Origin of the sequence: Agitococcus lubricus (genome assembly GCF_003051055.1) — a bacterium.
GTDB classification, from domain to species: Bacteria; Pseudomonadota; Gammaproteobacteria; order Pseudomonadales; family Moraxellaceae; genus Agitococcus; species Agitococcus lubricus.
On sequence record NZ_QAON01000007.1, the window covers coordinates 148,680 to 164,444 of the forward strand.

The 15,765-nt window shown below is 44.1% G+C and carries 16 protein-coding genes, 1 tRNA gene and 1 pseudogene; 12 read left to right on the forward strand and 6 right to left on the reverse strand.

What is annotated here, in order from left to right; genetic code table 11:
- Positions 1-159: 159 nt before the first annotated feature.
- The 5 genes from C8N29_RS09085 to cysS form a co-directional block, all read right to left on the reverse strand.
- Positions 160-1,755: an FAD-binding oxidoreductase gene (locus C8N29_RS09085; RefSeq protein WP_107865743.1), complete on the reverse strand. Its 1,596-nt coding sequence runs from the start codon at positions 1,753-1,755 to the stop codon at positions 160-162.
- A 64-nt stretch (positions 1,756-1,819) separates the two neighbouring features.
- Positions 1,820-2,860 (reverse strand): DUF4062 domain-containing protein, encoded by a 1,041-nt coding sequence (locus tag C8N29_RS09090; RefSeq protein ID WP_107865744.1) that lies wholly within the window; start codon positions 2,858-2,860, stop codon positions 1,820-1,822.
- 381 nt (positions 2,861-3,241) lie between these two features.
- Positions 3,242-4,096: a glutamate racemase gene (murI, locus tag C8N29_RS09095; protein WP_107865745.1), complete on the reverse strand. Its 855-nt coding sequence runs from the start codon at positions 4,094-4,096 to the stop codon at positions 3,242-3,244.
- Between the two features lie 92 nt (positions 4,097-4,188).
- Positions 4,189-4,264: transfer RNA gene (locus C8N29_RS09100), tRNA-Gly, on the reverse strand.
- 106 nt (positions 4,265-4,370) lie between these two features.
- Complete coding sequence (gene cysS, locus C8N29_RS09105) at positions 4,371-5,756, reverse strand: cysteine--tRNA ligase (RefSeq protein ID WP_107865766.1); 1,386 nt, start codon at positions 5,754-5,756, stop codon at positions 4,371-4,373.
- A 218-nt stretch (positions 5,757-5,974) separates the two neighbouring features.
- On the opposite strand from cysS, the gene C8N29_RS09110 reads away from it, so the two are divergent.
- From C8N29_RS09110 to C8N29_RS09165, 12 genes and pseudogenes are all read left to right on the forward strand, one after another.
- Positions 5,975-6,946, forward strand: a complete 972-nt coding sequence (locus tag C8N29_RS09110) for a KpsF/GutQ family sugar-phosphate isomerase (RefSeq protein ID WP_107865746.1) — start codon at positions 5,975-5,977, stop codon at positions 6,944-6,946.
- Positions 6,946-7,476, forward strand: a complete 531-nt coding sequence (gene kdsC, locus C8N29_RS09115; RefSeq protein ID WP_107865747.1) for a 3-deoxy-manno-octulosonate-8-phosphatase KdsC — start codon at positions 6,946-6,948, stop codon at positions 7,474-7,476. Before C8N29_RS09110 ends, kdsC begins: the two co-directional genes overlap by 1 nt.
- 3 nt (positions 7,477-7,479) lie before the next feature.
- On the forward strand, positions 7,480-8,043 hold the full coding sequence (gene lptC, locus C8N29_RS09120) for an LPS export ABC transporter periplasmic protein LptC (RefSeq protein ID WP_107865748.1): 564 nt from the start codon (positions 7,480-7,482) through the stop codon (positions 8,041-8,043).
- On the forward strand, positions 8,024-8,566 hold the full coding sequence (lptA, locus tag C8N29_RS09125; RefSeq protein ID WP_170106946.1) for a lipopolysaccharide transport periplasmic protein LptA: 543 nt from the start codon (positions 8,024-8,026) through the stop codon (positions 8,564-8,566). Before lptC ends, lptA begins: the two co-directional genes overlap by 20 nt.
- Entirely contained in the window at positions 8,563-9,285 is a 723-nt protein-coding gene (lptB, locus tag C8N29_RS09130; protein ID WP_107865750.1) for an LPS export ABC transporter ATP-binding protein, read from the forward strand. Before lptA ends, lptB begins: the two co-directional genes overlap by 4 nt.
- Positions 9,286-9,589: 304 nt before the next feature.
- The gene (locus C8N29_RS09135; protein ID WP_107865751.1) at positions 9,590-11,077 is read left to right on the forward strand and encodes an RNA polymerase factor sigma-54; all 1,488 of its coding nucleotides are present in this window, start codon (positions 9,590-9,592) and stop codon (positions 11,075-11,077) included.
- 316 nt (positions 11,078-11,393) lie between these two features.
- Complete coding sequence (gene hpf, locus C8N29_RS09140) at positions 11,394-11,684, forward strand: ribosome hibernation-promoting factor, HPF/YfiA family (protein ID WP_107865752.1); 291 nt, start codon at positions 11,394-11,396, stop codon at positions 11,682-11,684.
- A gap of 213 nt (positions 11,685-11,897) precedes the next feature.
- The gene (gene rapZ, locus C8N29_RS09145; RefSeq protein ID WP_107865753.1) at positions 11,898-12,755 is read left to right on the forward strand and encodes an RNase adapter RapZ; all 858 of its coding nucleotides are present in this window, start codon (positions 11,898-11,900) and stop codon (positions 12,753-12,755) included.
- Entirely contained in the window at positions 12,752-13,021 is a 270-nt protein-coding gene (locus C8N29_RS09150; RefSeq protein ID WP_107865754.1) for an HPr family phosphocarrier protein, read from the forward strand. The genes rapZ and C8N29_RS09150 overlap by 4 nt, the downstream gene beginning before the upstream one ends.
- Before the next feature lie 151 nt (positions 13,022-13,172).
- A complete protein-coding gene (gene yjgA, locus C8N29_RS09155; protein WP_107865755.1) occupies positions 13,173-13,682 on the forward strand; it encodes a ribosome biogenesis factor YjgA in 510 nt (169 codons plus the stop codon).
- A gap of 566 nt (positions 13,683-14,248) precedes the next feature.
- Positions 14,249-14,788 (forward strand): pilin, encoded by a 540-nt coding sequence (locus C8N29_RS09160; protein ID WP_107865756.1) that lies wholly within the window; start codon positions 14,249-14,251, stop codon positions 14,786-14,788.
- Positions 14,789-14,897: 109 nt separating this feature from the next.
- Positions 14,898-14,997, forward strand: a pseudogene (locus tag C8N29_RS09165) (prepilin-type N-terminal cleavage/methylation domain-containing protein); the annotation flags it as partial.
- A gap of 33 nt (positions 14,998-15,030) precedes the next feature.
- On the opposite strand, the gene C8N29_RS09170 reads toward C8N29_RS09165, so the two are convergent.
- Positions 15,031-15,765: IS3 family transposase (locus tag C8N29_RS09170; RefSeq protein WP_107865767.1), on the reverse strand; the 735-nt coding region annotated here is incomplete at its 5' end.

Below are 15,765 nucleotides of genomic sequence, written 5' to 3' on the forward strand. Positions count from 1 at the left end.
CTTTAGTCAGAATGACTCGTTTGTTATGTATTGATTAAACACTCGATTTTTAGCTTTCATCGAAATTGGCATCTTTACAAGCCAACAAACGACCTGCTTGTACATCCGCAAGGGATTACACTGTGTCTTCCAAGCATCAAGACACAGGTTAGTGTTACCCTAATCCAGCAATAACTTATGTGGATTCAGTCGTTGTTCGACATCAAAGTGCTTAGCCAGCGCCTGTAATGCGGCCACACCTAAAACCCCTTTTTCGGCTTCTAGATACGGAGCATGGTCTTGACCGACACCATGTTGATGGCTGATAGTACCGCCATGTTTAACAATAACTTGCGAGGCATCTGCTTTGAGTTTTTGCCAACGCGCAAAGGTACGCGCATAGTCTGTACCCACGCGATAAACATAGGTGGTATAAATACTCGAACCTTGAGTATATAAATGAGATAAGTGACTAAATGCCAATACTTGCTCGCCTTCTGCTTCTAAGGCATGGCGCAAGGCATGTTCGACATCGGTCATATAAGGCGTGACTTTTTGCCAATCGACTGCCGTTTCTAAGGTATCAACGGCATAACCTAAATACCACAAGGCTTCACGCAAATAGGGGGCACGAAAACGATTTTGGTGCCAACGCTTACCCAATACTTGCCCCGTCGCAACGGTATCGAAGGCCTTGAGGATGCGGGTGACTTCTTGTTGTGCAAACTTAATGCGCTGCGGGCTGCCCGTAAAACCCACCGTCAACATACATTTACCTGCACTTGCACCACGCCATGCCAATACTTTTTCTAAGCCTGCAATGGCAAGCGCATGCCCAGCTAAGGTTAATTGGGTACGTGTTTCTTCGGCATTGCTTAAACGAATCATCGACAAAGGAATTTTTTGCTGTACCAATTCGCGTACAGCAGACTTTGCTTTTGCCCAATCAGGCACAAAGTACACACAAAATTCTTCTTGCTCAGCCATACGACTAATACGTACCGTCGCTTCGGTAATAATACCAAAGCGTCCTTCCGAACCCATAATCATTTCACGGATATCAGGCCCTGCACTTGACGCTGGTACAGTCGGAATATCTAAGCTACCTGCTAGCGTTTCAACACGTCCGCCGGCAAATAATTGTTCGATGCGGCCATAATGTAAAGACTGCTGGCCACTGGAACGACTGGCAATCCACCCCCCTAAGGTGGATAACTCGAAGGATTGGGGATAATGACCTAAGGTATAGCCATGCGGTTTTAATAAGGCTTCGACTTGTGGGCCATTTGCGCCTGCACCAATGGTTGCAAGTTGTGATGACTCATCTAAATGAATGAGGCCATTTAAGCGTGTTAGTGCCAATGTTAAGATGGGACGCGAATCGGCAACAGGATTGATATGGCCAACCACGGAGGTACCGCCACCGTAAGGAATGACTACCCAATTATGCTGTTTCGCTAAGGATAATAATTCAGCGACTTGTTGACTGGTATTTGGCAAGGCAACACCGTCGGGAAATACAGGGATATCGCCCGAACGCCATGCTAACCAATCAGGTAAACTCTGACCACGGGCATAACGGACACGTGTTTCGGCATCTAAATGAATCAGAGGATGTGCAGGCAAACGACTGGCAGGCACTTTTGCCATGACTTCGGCTAAAGTGGCATCCCGCAAGGGGGTTGCTTTACCTAATAGACCTTCGAGAAACTGACGCGCTTTTGTATTGACAGTCATTTTCACTTGACTGTCACCCCAGCTATTCCATTGACGCATAATTGCCTCAAGAACACAGTCTGTAAGTTCAATATGTCAAACTTACAGACGTAGATGGTTGATATTACACAACTGGTCGGCTGGAGGAACGACGTACACTCATGACATTTGCTAAGTTACGCTCACCTAAGGCACTGAGCTGCCACCACAAACGCTGGTCATTATCTTTCACAACTTTAGAGATAAACCCTAGAGTACGAAACTGCATTTTGATGGTACTAAAACACATGGGGGTGATTTGCACTTCAACCACGGCATGTGTTTTGGGATAATCTGCTTGTACTTCGGTAAGCGCATTTTTTTGCAAGCGCTCGTTGATTTTCGCAGCCATAAAGTCTTCGGTTTGGGCTTGCAAAAGATGCGGCCCAAAACTGACCAGTAACTCGTTCCATGATAGGCGTGTCTTGACATATACATCTTGACAATTCCCGCCAGCATAGGCTTTACAACGGTACTGCACTTCAAAAAGTTCTTCACCTTTCGACAGATTCTCGGTACTGACCGCCGTACTAGCTAACCATTTTTCACGCTCTTGTTCTAATTCTTGCACGCGTTTGCGTAGGTTTTCGCATTCTTTTTCGAGCTGGCCGAGTGAGCTGGTACTGCCAATACGTACCCAACCTGTTGCAGGGTATTTACGAATAAAATTAGGCACTGCGTTATGTAGAACATGAGCCAAATCACGACTATCACGCCAGTAAACAATATTTTCACGCTCTCTCAACAAAAGCTTTCTAAAATCCCCAAATTTTAGTTTGCCTTCAACATTTTGCTCTTGTAAGTCATTCGCACGAGTTTCTGGTGCTTCATGCATCAAGATTAAGATAGGTTTTTGTTTGGTTGCCGCATACACATATTCCATATGGGTATAGCTGACGCCGGACGGCATGAGAGAACCATAACGACTACCTAATAGCAAAATGTAATAGTCACTGTCATCAATACGCCGCCGTATATTGACCATGGTACTTAAACTTTGAGTATGTGCTTCTAGTGTCGTCGGCAAACAACCGAGACTAGGTAATGTTTGAAGCAAGACTCCGCGCTCTTCCCGCAAGTCTGTATACGTCGCACTGATAAAGACTTGATAGCGTTTATCGGTCACTGTTCTCTTCCTAAACTTATATTAAGATATTTAACTATTTACACTTAGGAATTTAATATAAAACAATAAGTTAATGCAAAAAATAACCTATTGGCATCTCCTAAGTTTTTAAGGGTATCGCTCATCAGATGAGATACATGGGTGTCTTGTGAATGCATTGTTGTTATTCATCGCAGCAGCTTAAGCTACAACGCCAACAGCGCATTAATCACTGTTATCGTTCATCCTGTTGTGCTTTTCTATAGTAACGGCAAAATATACTAAAAAATGATACAGCCGTCAGATTCTCAATGCTGACAATAGCATTAAGCCATTATATTGACTAGTACACTTACTTAATTGTCTACGATTTTCACCATTTTAGACGTAAATTTTCTTGTCTTAGTCCTGACTTGTGTGAAAAACCGAAACAGATGGGACATGTACTTTTCTTGCTTGTACGGACTGGCCAAAAAATATCGCCGCATGTTGTTCAAAAATCGCGGCATCATCCGTTGTCAAAAAATGTAATTTTCCGTTTTTAGAACAGTTTTGTTCCATTTGGGGATGGCGCTTTAAGTAATCCGCTAGACTCGGCGCAACAATTTGTCCCTGTGATACGACATTCACCCCCTCAGGCAAAAACTGTTTTATCTTATGGATAAGCAACGGATAATGTGTACAGCCCAAGATAACTGTATCAATATCGGCATTTTGTGCCAGTAAATGCTGAATATTTTCTTCGACAAAATAGTCGGCACCGCGACTATCATATTGACCATTTTCGACCAAAGGTACCCACATTGGGCAAGCCTGCTGATAAACGTGAATATCAGGAAATAATTTTTGAATTTCTATGACATACGATTGCGAGTTGACCGTACCTGTTGTTCCCAACACGCCCACTGCACGGTGTTGACTTAAAGCACCAACGGCCTCAACACTGGGACGAATGACGCCGAGTACACGACGTTGAGCATCTATGCGTGGTAAGTCTTGTTGTTGTATGGTACGTAGGGCTTTGGCAGAGGCGGTATTGCACGCTAAAATCACCAGTTGGCAGCCTTGTGCAAACAAATATTGCACGCACTCTAAGGTAAATTGATAAACCGTATCATAAGAACGTGTGCCATAAGGTGCACGGGCGTTATCGCCTAAATACAGATAGTCGTAGTCTGGTAACTGCGCCACTAATTCTTTAAGTACCGTTAAACCACCATAACCCGAATCAAAAACGCCTATAGGTGCACTCGACATAGCTTCACTCACTCAACGCTAGAAGCAGTTTAATCGTTATACTTAAATATTAGCCATAAAAAAAGCCGATGATAACATCGGCTTTTTGAATTTGGAGCGGGAAACGAGACTCGAACTCGCGACCCTAACCTTGGCAAGGTTATGCTCTACCAACTGAGCTATTCCCGCTTAAAGTGAATCAATCACTAAGTAGGGCGGCATTATAGGGCGATAAAAAAAAGCGTCAAGCATTTTTAGCTAAGAAAAACGCTTTTTCTCATCTACCGCTTACTTTTTAAGCTCTACGCCATGTTGTACCTTGTCGCGAATCTTCTAACACAATCCCTTTTGCCAACAATTGCGCACGAATTTGGTCTGCTCCTGCAAAATCTTTTGCTTTTTTGGCATCACTACGTGCTTGAATCAGATGCTCTATTTCTGTATCACTCAGTCCGTCTGTGGCAGCCAAACCCTGTAAAAATTTTTCAGGATTATCTTGCAAAATCCCCAACACCGCACCTAATTCGCGTAAGCGCCCTGCCAAACCTGCGGCCACGTCCGTTTCACCTGCTTTATCGGCACGATTGACTTCGCGGGCGAGTTCATATAGCACAGCAAGCGCCTCGGGCGTATTAAAGTCATCATCCATTGCACTATTAAACCGCTCAACAAAAGACTCTCCCCCTTGTGCCGCCACGACAGGCAATCCTTTCAACGTATGATAAAAGCGTTCTAAGGCTTGTTTGGTTTGATTTAATGCGGCGTCAGAAAAATTTAACGGGCTACGATAATGACTGGCAACAATAAAATAACGCAGTACTTCGGGGGCAAATAATTTAAGGACTTCACGAATAGTAAAAAAATTATTGAGCGATTTAGACATTTTTTCGTCATCAACCAGCACAAACCCCACATGCATCCATGTGTTGACATAGGTTTCGCCTGTTGCACCTTCCGATTGCGCAATTTCGTTTTCATGATGTGGGAATTGTAAATCGCCACCACCGCCATGAATATCAAAATGATTACCTAAGCAACAAGTCGACATTGCCGAACATTCAATATGCCAACCTGGGCGGCCATTCCCCCATGGCGACATCCATGCAGGCTCATTGACTTTGGCTGCTTTCCATAAGACAAAATCCATGGGATTCTTTTTAATGTCATCCACCTCGACGCGCGCACCCGCTTGTAAATCGTCAAGATTTTTGTGCGATAAACGGCCATAACGTGGAAACTTACTGACTTCGTAATACACATCACCGTTGGCTGCGGGATACGCCAAACCGTTATCCACTAACTTTTGTACCATATCAATAATTTGTGGCACAAATTCGGTGGCTTTGGGCTCTTGATTCGGTTTAATCACCCCTAAAGCCGCCGCATCTTCATCCATAGCGGCGATATAACGTCCCGTCAAGGCCTCCACACTTTCACCATTGTCATGGGCACGCTTGATGATTTTATCATCAATATCGGTGATATTACGGACATACTCTACCTGATAACCCCGCGCTCTTAAGTAACGGGTAATCACATCAAACGATACCAACACTCGCGCATGGCCAATATGACAGTAATCATAAACGGTCATACCACAGACATACATCTTGACGTGGCCTGCGTGTAGAGGTCGAAAAATTTCTTTCTGGCGAGTTTCAGTATTAAAAATCGTTAACATACCGCGATGTTCCATAGCTATCCGCAAAATAATCTATCATTATACGGGACGTTTTGAGTCTACACGCGATGTGTCGTCTATATTTGTTTGGATTTTAACCTTTTCATACGCGTTTTAGGCGTTTATCTGGGTGTTTACACCGTGTATGCGTAAAAGAACTACCCAGCCACGCCAGACTTAGCGATAATTAAACACCACGTTGCCCATAGGATAGGTTTATGCCCCGTTTCGATTTTATTGCCGCAGGACAAAAAGTGATTAGCACCGAACAAGCGGCGTTAGACACTTTACGGCCTCATATAAACGCTAATTTTCAGGCAGCATGTGAACTTATTTTAGCCTGTCAGGGACGCGTGATTGTCATGGGCATGGGCAAATCGGGGCATATCGGCAATAAAATTGCCGCAACACTCGCCTCAACAGGGACACCCGCCTTTTTTGTACATCCTGCCGAAGCGAGTCATGGCGACTTGGGCATGATTACCACACAAGATGTGGTGATTGCGATTTCTAACTCAGGTGAAGCGCATGAAATTCTGACGATTCTGCCAGTCATCAAACGCTTACATATTAAATTGATTAGCATTACCGCTAACGCCCAGTCTAGCATGGCACAACTCGCTGATATCAGTCTGGAAATTGGTAAAAGTGAAGAAGCCTGTCCCTTAGGTCTTGCGCCAACTTCAAGCACAACGGCAACGTTAGTCTTGGGTGATGCACTGGCTGTTGCCTTGTTGGCAGCACGTGGGTTTACTGCGGAAGACTTTGCACTCTCACATCCTGGCGGTGCCTTAGGGCGTAAATTATTACTTCGTGTCAATGATTTAATGCACAGTGGCGACGGCGTACCGATTGTACAAGAAAACACACTTATCCGTGATGCGCTGCTAGAGATTAGCCGTAAAGGGTTAGGAATGACTGCTGTGGTCAATGCCGAAGGGCAATTGACAGGTATTTATACCGATGGCGATTTACGTCGCACCTTAGATTTAGACATTGATGTCCGCCAAACGCCTATTACGGTGGTCATGAACAAAACACCCAAAACCATTAAGCCTCAACTCTTAGCCGCAGAAGCAGTCGCCCTGATGGAAGAGAAAAAAATTAATGGCGTCATTGTCGTGGATGACCAGTATCGTCCTGTTGGCGCACTCAATATGCACGATTTATTAAAGGCAGGAGTAGTCTAATGGCTGCGGTCAAAATTACAGAAAAAGCACGTGCTGTACGTTTATTGGTACTCGATGTGGACGGCGTACTCACGGATGGTCGTCTGTACTTTAGCGAAGATGGCCAAGAGCTAAAAACCTTCGATACACAAGATGGTCATGGCATTAAAATGTTACAACAAGCAGGTGTTGCTTGCGCTATCATTACAGGACGTAATACCCAACTCGTCGCCAGACGTGCCGCTAATTTAGGGATTAAACATCTCTTACAAGGCCGCGAAGATAAAGGGATTGCCCTCAAAGCCTTAAGCCAAGAACTACATATACCCTTAGATGAAATTGCCTATGTGGGCGACGACTGGCCTGATTTACCTGCTATACGGATGGCGGGTTTAGGTGTCGCTGTTGCCAATGCGCATCGTGAATTACGTCGTCATGCCGATTTAGTCACCACGGCGCGCGGGGGACGCGGTGCAGTACGCGAAGTGTGTGATTTAATTTTAGAGGCGCAAGGCCTATACGAACAAGCCTTAGCACCCTATTTGGAGTAAGGCGTGGATATCCGTAATAGCTTGAGTTTAGCAGGCGGTTTACTGGTACTCGCTACAGTGGGTTACTATTGGGGTGGGCTCGGCCAAAAAACCATACGCCTAAATACCAGTGACCCTCAAAACCTCCCCGAATATGAGGTGCAAACCTTAGAAGGCCTACAAACCAATGCTTCAGGTCAAATTGAGCGTACATTGCGCGCGCAAGCGTTGACACACTATCGTCAACCCGAACAAAGTATTCTGCAAACACCCGATGTCACTTTATATCAGGCGGGTCAAGCGGCATGGCACATCACCGCTCAGCTTGCCACCGCCCATGAAAGCGAACAAACTATCCATCTATCAGGAAAAGTAACAGGTCAACGTCTAAATAGCACTGCGCTTAGCTTAAAAACCGAGTTTTTATCCGCCAATCAACGGACACAAACCCTGAGTACCGACCGTGCTGTAGAAATCCGTTCTGCTTACGCTCAACTCAATAGCCAAGGGTTAGATGCTAATATAGAGCAAGGTGTATTAACTTTTCCTGCCCATGTACGAGGAACTTATGTGGTACCGCCTCGCTAGTTTATGTTTATGTCTTAGCCCATTGCTTGCCAATGCTCTGCCTAACGACCGCGACCAACCCATTTCTATTGCCGCCAATAGTGCCAGTTTTAACGAGAAAACGGGTATCGCCACTTACACAGGCAATATTGAAGTACAACAAGGTAGCTTATTGATTAAGGCCGATGAAATCATTGCCACTGTCGACAAACAAGGCACTATCATCAGTGTGGTTGCTAAGGGTAAACCTGCACGTTTTCAACAGCAGCCTGCTACCGACAAAGGCATCGCATCAGCCGAAGCCGAAGAGGTTAACTATCAAGCGCGTGACGGTCTGGTGCAACTCAAAGGTAACGCCAAACTACAACAAGATAATTCCAGCTTCAAAAGTCAACAAATTAGCTATAGCTTAGATAAAGGCGAGATTGAAGCCAAAGGTGACAGTAAAAATCGTGTACAACTCGTTTTTCCGCCGCCTAAAAAAGAAGACCGTAAAACTAAAAAACTGGGAGAACCCCCGACAAGCACAGGAACACAACCATGAGCCTACGTGCTGAGAACTTGGCCAAAAGCTACAAAGGGCGCACCGTTGTTAAAGACGTGAGCTTGACCGTCGAAAAAGCACAAATTGTGGGCTTACTTGGGCCTAACGGCGCAGGCAAAACGACCAGCTTTTACATGATTGTTGGTCTTGTTCCTATGGATAAAGGCCGCATTTTATTAGAAGGCGATAATATCTCGTTGTTATCTATGCATGGCCGCGCACGACGTGGCATTGGTTATTTACCACAAGAAGCCTCTATTTTTCGCAAGCTGACTGTTGAAGACAATATTTTAGCGATTTTAGAAACGCGTAGCGACTTAAATAAACACCAGCGTCATGCCAAAGCAGATGCATTACTAGAAGAATTTCATATTACCCATATTCGAAAAAGTTTGGGCATGAGCTTGTCAGGCGGCGAACGTAGGCGCGTTGAAATTGCGCGCGCACTCGCCACTGAGCCAAGTTTTATCTTATTAGATGAGCCCTTTGCAGGCGTAGATCCCATTTCTGTTGCCGATATTAAAAGTATTATCAGTCATCTCAAAAATCGGGGTATTGGCGTACTCATCACCGACCACCACGTCCGTGAAACCTTAGATATTTGCGAAAAGGCGTATATTGTGAATAGCGGCGTCATGATTGCCGAAGGGACGCCTGCAGAAGTTTTAGCCAATGATTTAGTACGTCAAGTTTATCTCGGTCAAGAGTTTACTCTGTAAAATCATCTAGACTGTTAGACGTTTGCTTAAACTATTTCCCTGTATGTGTTAGGGTGATTTAGCGGCGCCAAAGCCTCTTTAGACACAGCTTTATGTCGCGCTTTGGGGATAACACCCCATATTCCTACACATAAACAACCTTTAGAGTATTTATCCTAGAAACAGGCCTATTTTTTGCATGGCGAAAATCACAAGCGCGTTATATACTGATACCTATATTCTGAGAATTTTAGACTAGCGGTGCTTTGAGGTATGATAGACCAATCCCTCACAAGTTACCTCTATTTTGCTGTGAAATAGGGTTATGAAAGTATCACTGAACGTCCAACTTGGCCAACATTTAACAATGACCCCTCAATTGCAACAAGCGATTCGTTTGTTGCAACTGTCCACCATCGAACTTCAGCAAGAAATTCAAAGCGCACTCGACTCGAATCCTCTACTAGAAGTAGATGAAAACGAACACTTTAGTACGCCTAGCGACGCCACGCCTGACTCCTCATCCAACGAAGATACACGCCAAGATGATTATGAAACAGAACTCGCAGCTGGCACACTGGACATTAACAATAACACAGATATCCCTGACGACCTCCCTGTAGATAGTGCATGGGATGATATTTACAACACCAGCAGTAGCGGCTCTGCCAGCCATGATGACGATGATGAAGGATTTGAAGCCCGCTCCACCGTTGCCGAAACCTTATATGACCATTTGTTGTGGCAAGTCAATTTAACGCCTTTTACGCTCACCGATAAAACCATTGCTGTTTGTTTAATTGACGCTTTAGATGAAAACGGCTATTTGACCGTCGAATTAGATGATATTTTAGAAGCGGCACAAAATATTCTGCCCGATGTCGACATTGACTTAGACGAAGTCGTCGCCGTCTTACACCGTATTCAACAATTTGAACCCGCAGGGATTGGTGCACGTAATTTACAAGAGTGCTTGAGTATTCAACTAAAACAACTGCCCGCCTCTACCCCACATCGGGATAATGCACTCCTCATTTTGAATGAGCATTTAGACTTATTGGCCAGCCAAGACCAAGCCGCGCTACTCAAAAAGACTAAATTCAGCGAGCATCAACTCTTAGCAGCCGTAGCCTTAATTCAAGACCTTAATCCACATCCAGGTGGCAAAATAGGTCAAAATGACTCTAACTATATTATTCCAGATGTCATTGTCAGCAAACAACATCAACGCTGGCGCGTAGAGCTTAACCCTGATACTGCACCTAAATTACGCATCAATGCAAATTACGCCAGTCTCGTACGTCGTGCTGATAACAGTGCCGACAACACGTATTTACGTAATCACTTACAAGAAGCACGTTGGTTTCTAAAAAGTCTACAAAGTCGGCATGAAACCCTACTCAAAGTCGCAACCTGTATCGTTGAACATCAACGTGCATTTTTAGAACAAGGGGCTGAAGCCATGAAAGCCCTTGTTTTGCGTGATGTTGCCGAAGAAGTTGGCTTACATGAATCTACGGTCTCACGCGTGACGAGCCAAAAGTACATGCACACCCCACGCGGCATTTTTGAATTAAAATACTTTTTCTCTAGTCATGTGGGCACAAGCTCAGGCGGCGAGTGCTCCTCTACCGCAATTAGAGCCATGATTAAGAAGTTAGTCAGTCAAGAAGATGCGCGTAAGCCTTTATCTGACAACAAAATTGCTGACCTACTACAAGAGCAAGGCATTGAGGTGGCAAGACGTACCATTGCAAAATATCGCGAATCGCTCAACATTCCATCATCTAGTGATAGAAAACGCTTGCTTTAGTAGTCCGTTTATGGATACATTCAGATTACAGATCTGACATTTGTTGTACATAAAGCACGGTGAGTGCCTATATTGTAAACAGCAAAAATCGGTGATATTGGCTTTTAGCGAAGAGCTTACTTCGTTAGGCCGAACGACCACTTGACGCTGACTGATCATCTGCCAAAAAATGGCCGCCCGACCTCGATAGTAGGTTCTCGTATTAGGGACATGGGTTAGCTTTTATCAAAAATAAGATGCTATCTATCTTGGCTTTTTTTTGATGTGAGCATAGCCCTGTTCATTGTATGTCACAACAAAACGAGGAATGGTCATTATGCAAATGATTATCAGTGGTCACCATGTTGAAGTTACCCAAGCCTTAAAAGAATACGTACATAACAAGCTCTCCAAAGTTGAACGCCACTTTGACCATATCACAAGTATGCAGGTTATCTTGAGTATCGAAAAACTCGCCCAAAAAGCAGAGGCGACGATTCGTTTATCTGGCGCAGAATTATTTGCCAATGCCGAATCTCAGGATATGTACGCTGCCATTGATTTATTAACGGATAAATTAGACCGTCAAATTTTACGCCACAAAGAAAAACTTAAAAGTCATCATTAAGAGACGTCTGAGTTAAGCCCGACCTATGTCGGGCTTTTTTATTGGCTCTGTTGCCAATTAGCGGTAGTCAAATAAATTTAATTTGTCAAATATGAAACGATTGAAGTTGTCATAATTACATGGCACTCTCTGATAACGGTATAAAATACACATTGCTAATGAAGTACTTATATCGCTCTAAGGCTGTTAGACTCACCACATTAGACGACTGTTATGCAAAGTTTACTGATTGTCAGCGGCCGTTCTGGCTCTGGAAAAAGTTCTGCTCTTAATATTCTGGAAGACTTAGGCTACTACTGTATTGATAACTTACCGTTAAGCCTACTGCCCTCTCTCGTCAAACATCTACAACAAGAATCGCACATTCAACGTATAGGGGTGGGTGTGGATGTACGTAGCCTACCCGACGACCTAAAAAAATTTGACCAAGTCTTACTCGATATCGACCATTTAGGTATTAGCACAGACACGCTGTTCTTAAATGCGCGTGATGATATTTTACTGGCGCGATTTAGCTCTACGCGCCGTCGTCATCCCTTAAGTAATAGTCAAATTTCACTGAATGAAGCCATAGAACAAGAAAAAGAATTACTAGAACCCATTTCCAGTCGCGCTAGTCTATACTTAGATACAAGTGACCTGAATGTACACGAATTACAACACACACTGGCCATTCGACTCGCCCATAATAAACACATGACTATTTTGTTAGAGTCATTTGGTTATAAGCATGGTGTGCCTTTAGATGCCGATTTTGTCTTTGATGTACGTTGTTTACCCAACCCACATTGGCAAAGTTCATTACGTGAATTAACGGGCATTGACCCCGCTATTAAAGAATTTTTAACAGGACATCCAGAAGTAGAAGCACTCTATCAAGACATTAGTCAATTTCTGCTAAAATGGATTCCACGACTCACTGCCGACCATCGCCATTATTTGACCATTGCGATTGGGTGTACAGGAGGACAACACCGCTCCGTTTATATGGTTGAACGCTTACGCGACTATTTAATGACCATTTTACCGCACATCCAAATATTACATCGGGAACTTGTAAGAAAAAAATGATTACCACCGACATTTGTATTATTAACAAACTAGGACTACATGCACGCGCCACTGCTAAATTGGTCGCGTTGGCGTCGGGCTTTCGCTCCAGCATTAAATTGACTAAAGGAAGCAAAACTGTCGATGCCAAAAATATGATGGGCGTCTTAATGCTCGGCGCTGGCAAAGGCACAACGCTTGGCCTTATGATTGACGGGGATGATGCCGAACAAGCACATCAAGCGATTGTGGATTTGTTTAACCGTCGTTTTGATGAAGGTGAGTAAGCCGCAAGCCCTATGACGATACTCACGTTCACCCACCTATACTGCCGCTGGTTTGGGTACCGTTGAGACCTTAAATTAAGCGGTAGCAAAACGTCAACAGCCCATCCTTAAAGTTTGCTATAATCCATTTTTATTTAAGATATAGTTTATTATGCGTAACTCCGCCCAAGAACACGACTATGACCCTAATTTTGTGAGCAAAAGCGAGCAAAAACGTGCCATGGAGCGTTTACAAGCCATTGGCGAACAATTAGCGGAGTTACCTGCGGGACAACTCAAAAAACTGCCTATTTCTGAAGAACTACGAGACGCATTGTTATTTTTGCCCACCTTAAAAAGCAATGAAGCCAAACGTCGACACAAACAACTGATTGGCAAATTGATGCGTCACGAAGATGAAGATGCCTTGCTACAAGCCTTAAATCAACGTAAACAGCCTAACCTAGAGCGCCAACTCAGCTTATGGGTTGACCGTTTGATTAGCCAAGGTGAATCTGCCCTGCAAGAAGCATTGCGCCAATTTCCTGCCGCAGAACGCCATCCCCTACGCCAAGCCTTACGCGCTGCTTTATATGAGAAAGAACACACGCCCGAAGAAAGCAAAGCCAAATTAAGGTTATTCACGTATTTACGAGAAGCCGTCTTATTATCACAAGGTTAAATATTCTTAGGGTCTGTTGACGTTTGGATTGTGGTTGCGAAAGAAGCTATTTTTTAGAGGATACAAGACTTGAATCGCTTGATTTGGTGACTCCAAATTAGCGATGAACAACAACACAATGTAGACTCAAAAAATCGTTCTTTCCCTCTGGGTTGCGTTAAAAATCGGCTCACACGCAAAACGTCAACAGCCCCTATGTTCCGATTACGATGACACACACCATCCCTAGTCGATGTATAACCATCATACGTCGATGTGACTCCTCCTTAATCAGCAAAATACATCGCACTTTTTCGGGTATATAAGGCATACATGCATTAGGTTGCGCATTATTGCTTAATAAATACCAGACCTTACATGCAAACACACCCATTTCTGTCAGCAAGTGACAAAATTTGTCAGCTCCCGTTTGTCTTAGCAGACTGACAAATACAGCAAACGCCCGAAAATAGGTGCTTTCACGATTTTATAAAAGTTGGCACACTACCTGCATTATTAGAATCAGTGCCGAAGTTGTCGGTCAAAGACAATAAATAACTCAGACTACCTTCTCGTGGAGAGATAACATGAAAACTATGCAAAAAGGTTTCACCTTAATCGAATTAATGATTGTTGTTGCTATTATCGGTATTTTGGCCGCTATCGCGATTCCTGCTTACCAAGACTATACTGTACGTACCCGCGTAACAGAAGGTTTAAACCTTTCTGCTGGCTTAAAACAAACCATTGGTACAGACGGTTCTGCTTCTGCAGGTGACTTGACACGTGTGGTCGATACTTGGAATGCACAAGCTGACAACACAGGTGCTAATAGTAAATACGTTGACAGCGTACTTGCCCTAAATACTACAGGTGAAATTACTATCACTTACAATGATGCAGCCATGGGCGTTGCTGACGGTGAAGATACACTGGTATTAACACCTTGGGTACGTAACGGCGCCGCTGGTGCTGGTCAAGCCTTAGCTGACGCTATTGCTGATGGTAACAGCGGTTCCATCGACTGGGGTTGCCAATCTGCTACTCAAGCTGCTTCTACTGCTGCAGGTATCACAGGTACAGCAGGTACATTACAAGCTAAATACGCACCTGCTGCTTGCCGCTAATTGCTAACAGGGGATGCTGTTCTGTTGAACGGTCTCTCCACTAGCCTAAAAAGCAGCCTATAGGCTGCTTTTTTTTGGGCTGACATCAACACATCAAGGGGGCAATAACATGAACCAAAAAGGCTTTACCTTAATTGAGTTGATGATTGTGGTAGCCATTATTGGTATTTTAGCCGCTATCGCGATTCCTGCCTATCAAGACTATACCATTCGCACTCGTATTACTGATCCTAGCCAGAAAATTAGACAGTTGTACCCTCTAAAAGTAGTAGATGCTTTTGCATAAAAGCATTTGGACTCAACCAGCCATTGGCTGAATGTCGCCTGACCCGATTGTAGTAAGTTTCAATATACTCAAACAAGGCCGCATTCGCTTCTTTTCGGGTTTTAAAGACACTGTCATGGACAATATGTGCTTTCAAGGTATGAAAAAAGCTTTCAGCAACCGCATTATCCCAACAATTGCCTTTTCGAGACATACTTTGAATGGCACGATGTTGACGTAATGCTCCCTTAAACTCATGACTCGCATATTGACTCCCCCGATCAGAATGCACCATCACCCCTTGAGGATAGCCTTGTTTCGCCATCGCATAATTCAACGCATCACACACTAAATGCCGATTAATACGCTCACTGCTTTGCCATGCCACCACGCCCCGATGAAATAAATCTATCATCACACATAAATACAACCAACCTTCTTGGGTACGAATGTAAGTAATATCCGTCACAAACACTTGATTGGGTTTAGACACAGTAAATTGTCGATTGAGTAAATTGGGGGCTACCGCAAAAGCATGTTGACTATCCGTTGTGGCTTTATAACGGCGAGCCGCTTTACTCTGTAAACCCATGACACGCAATCGTCTGCCCACAGTACGCTCACTCAAGTCATACCCTAATTCACGCATATCGTGTACCAATGAAGGCGCACCCACCCGTGCTTCATGCCTCTGCCAATATAAGCGCGATAA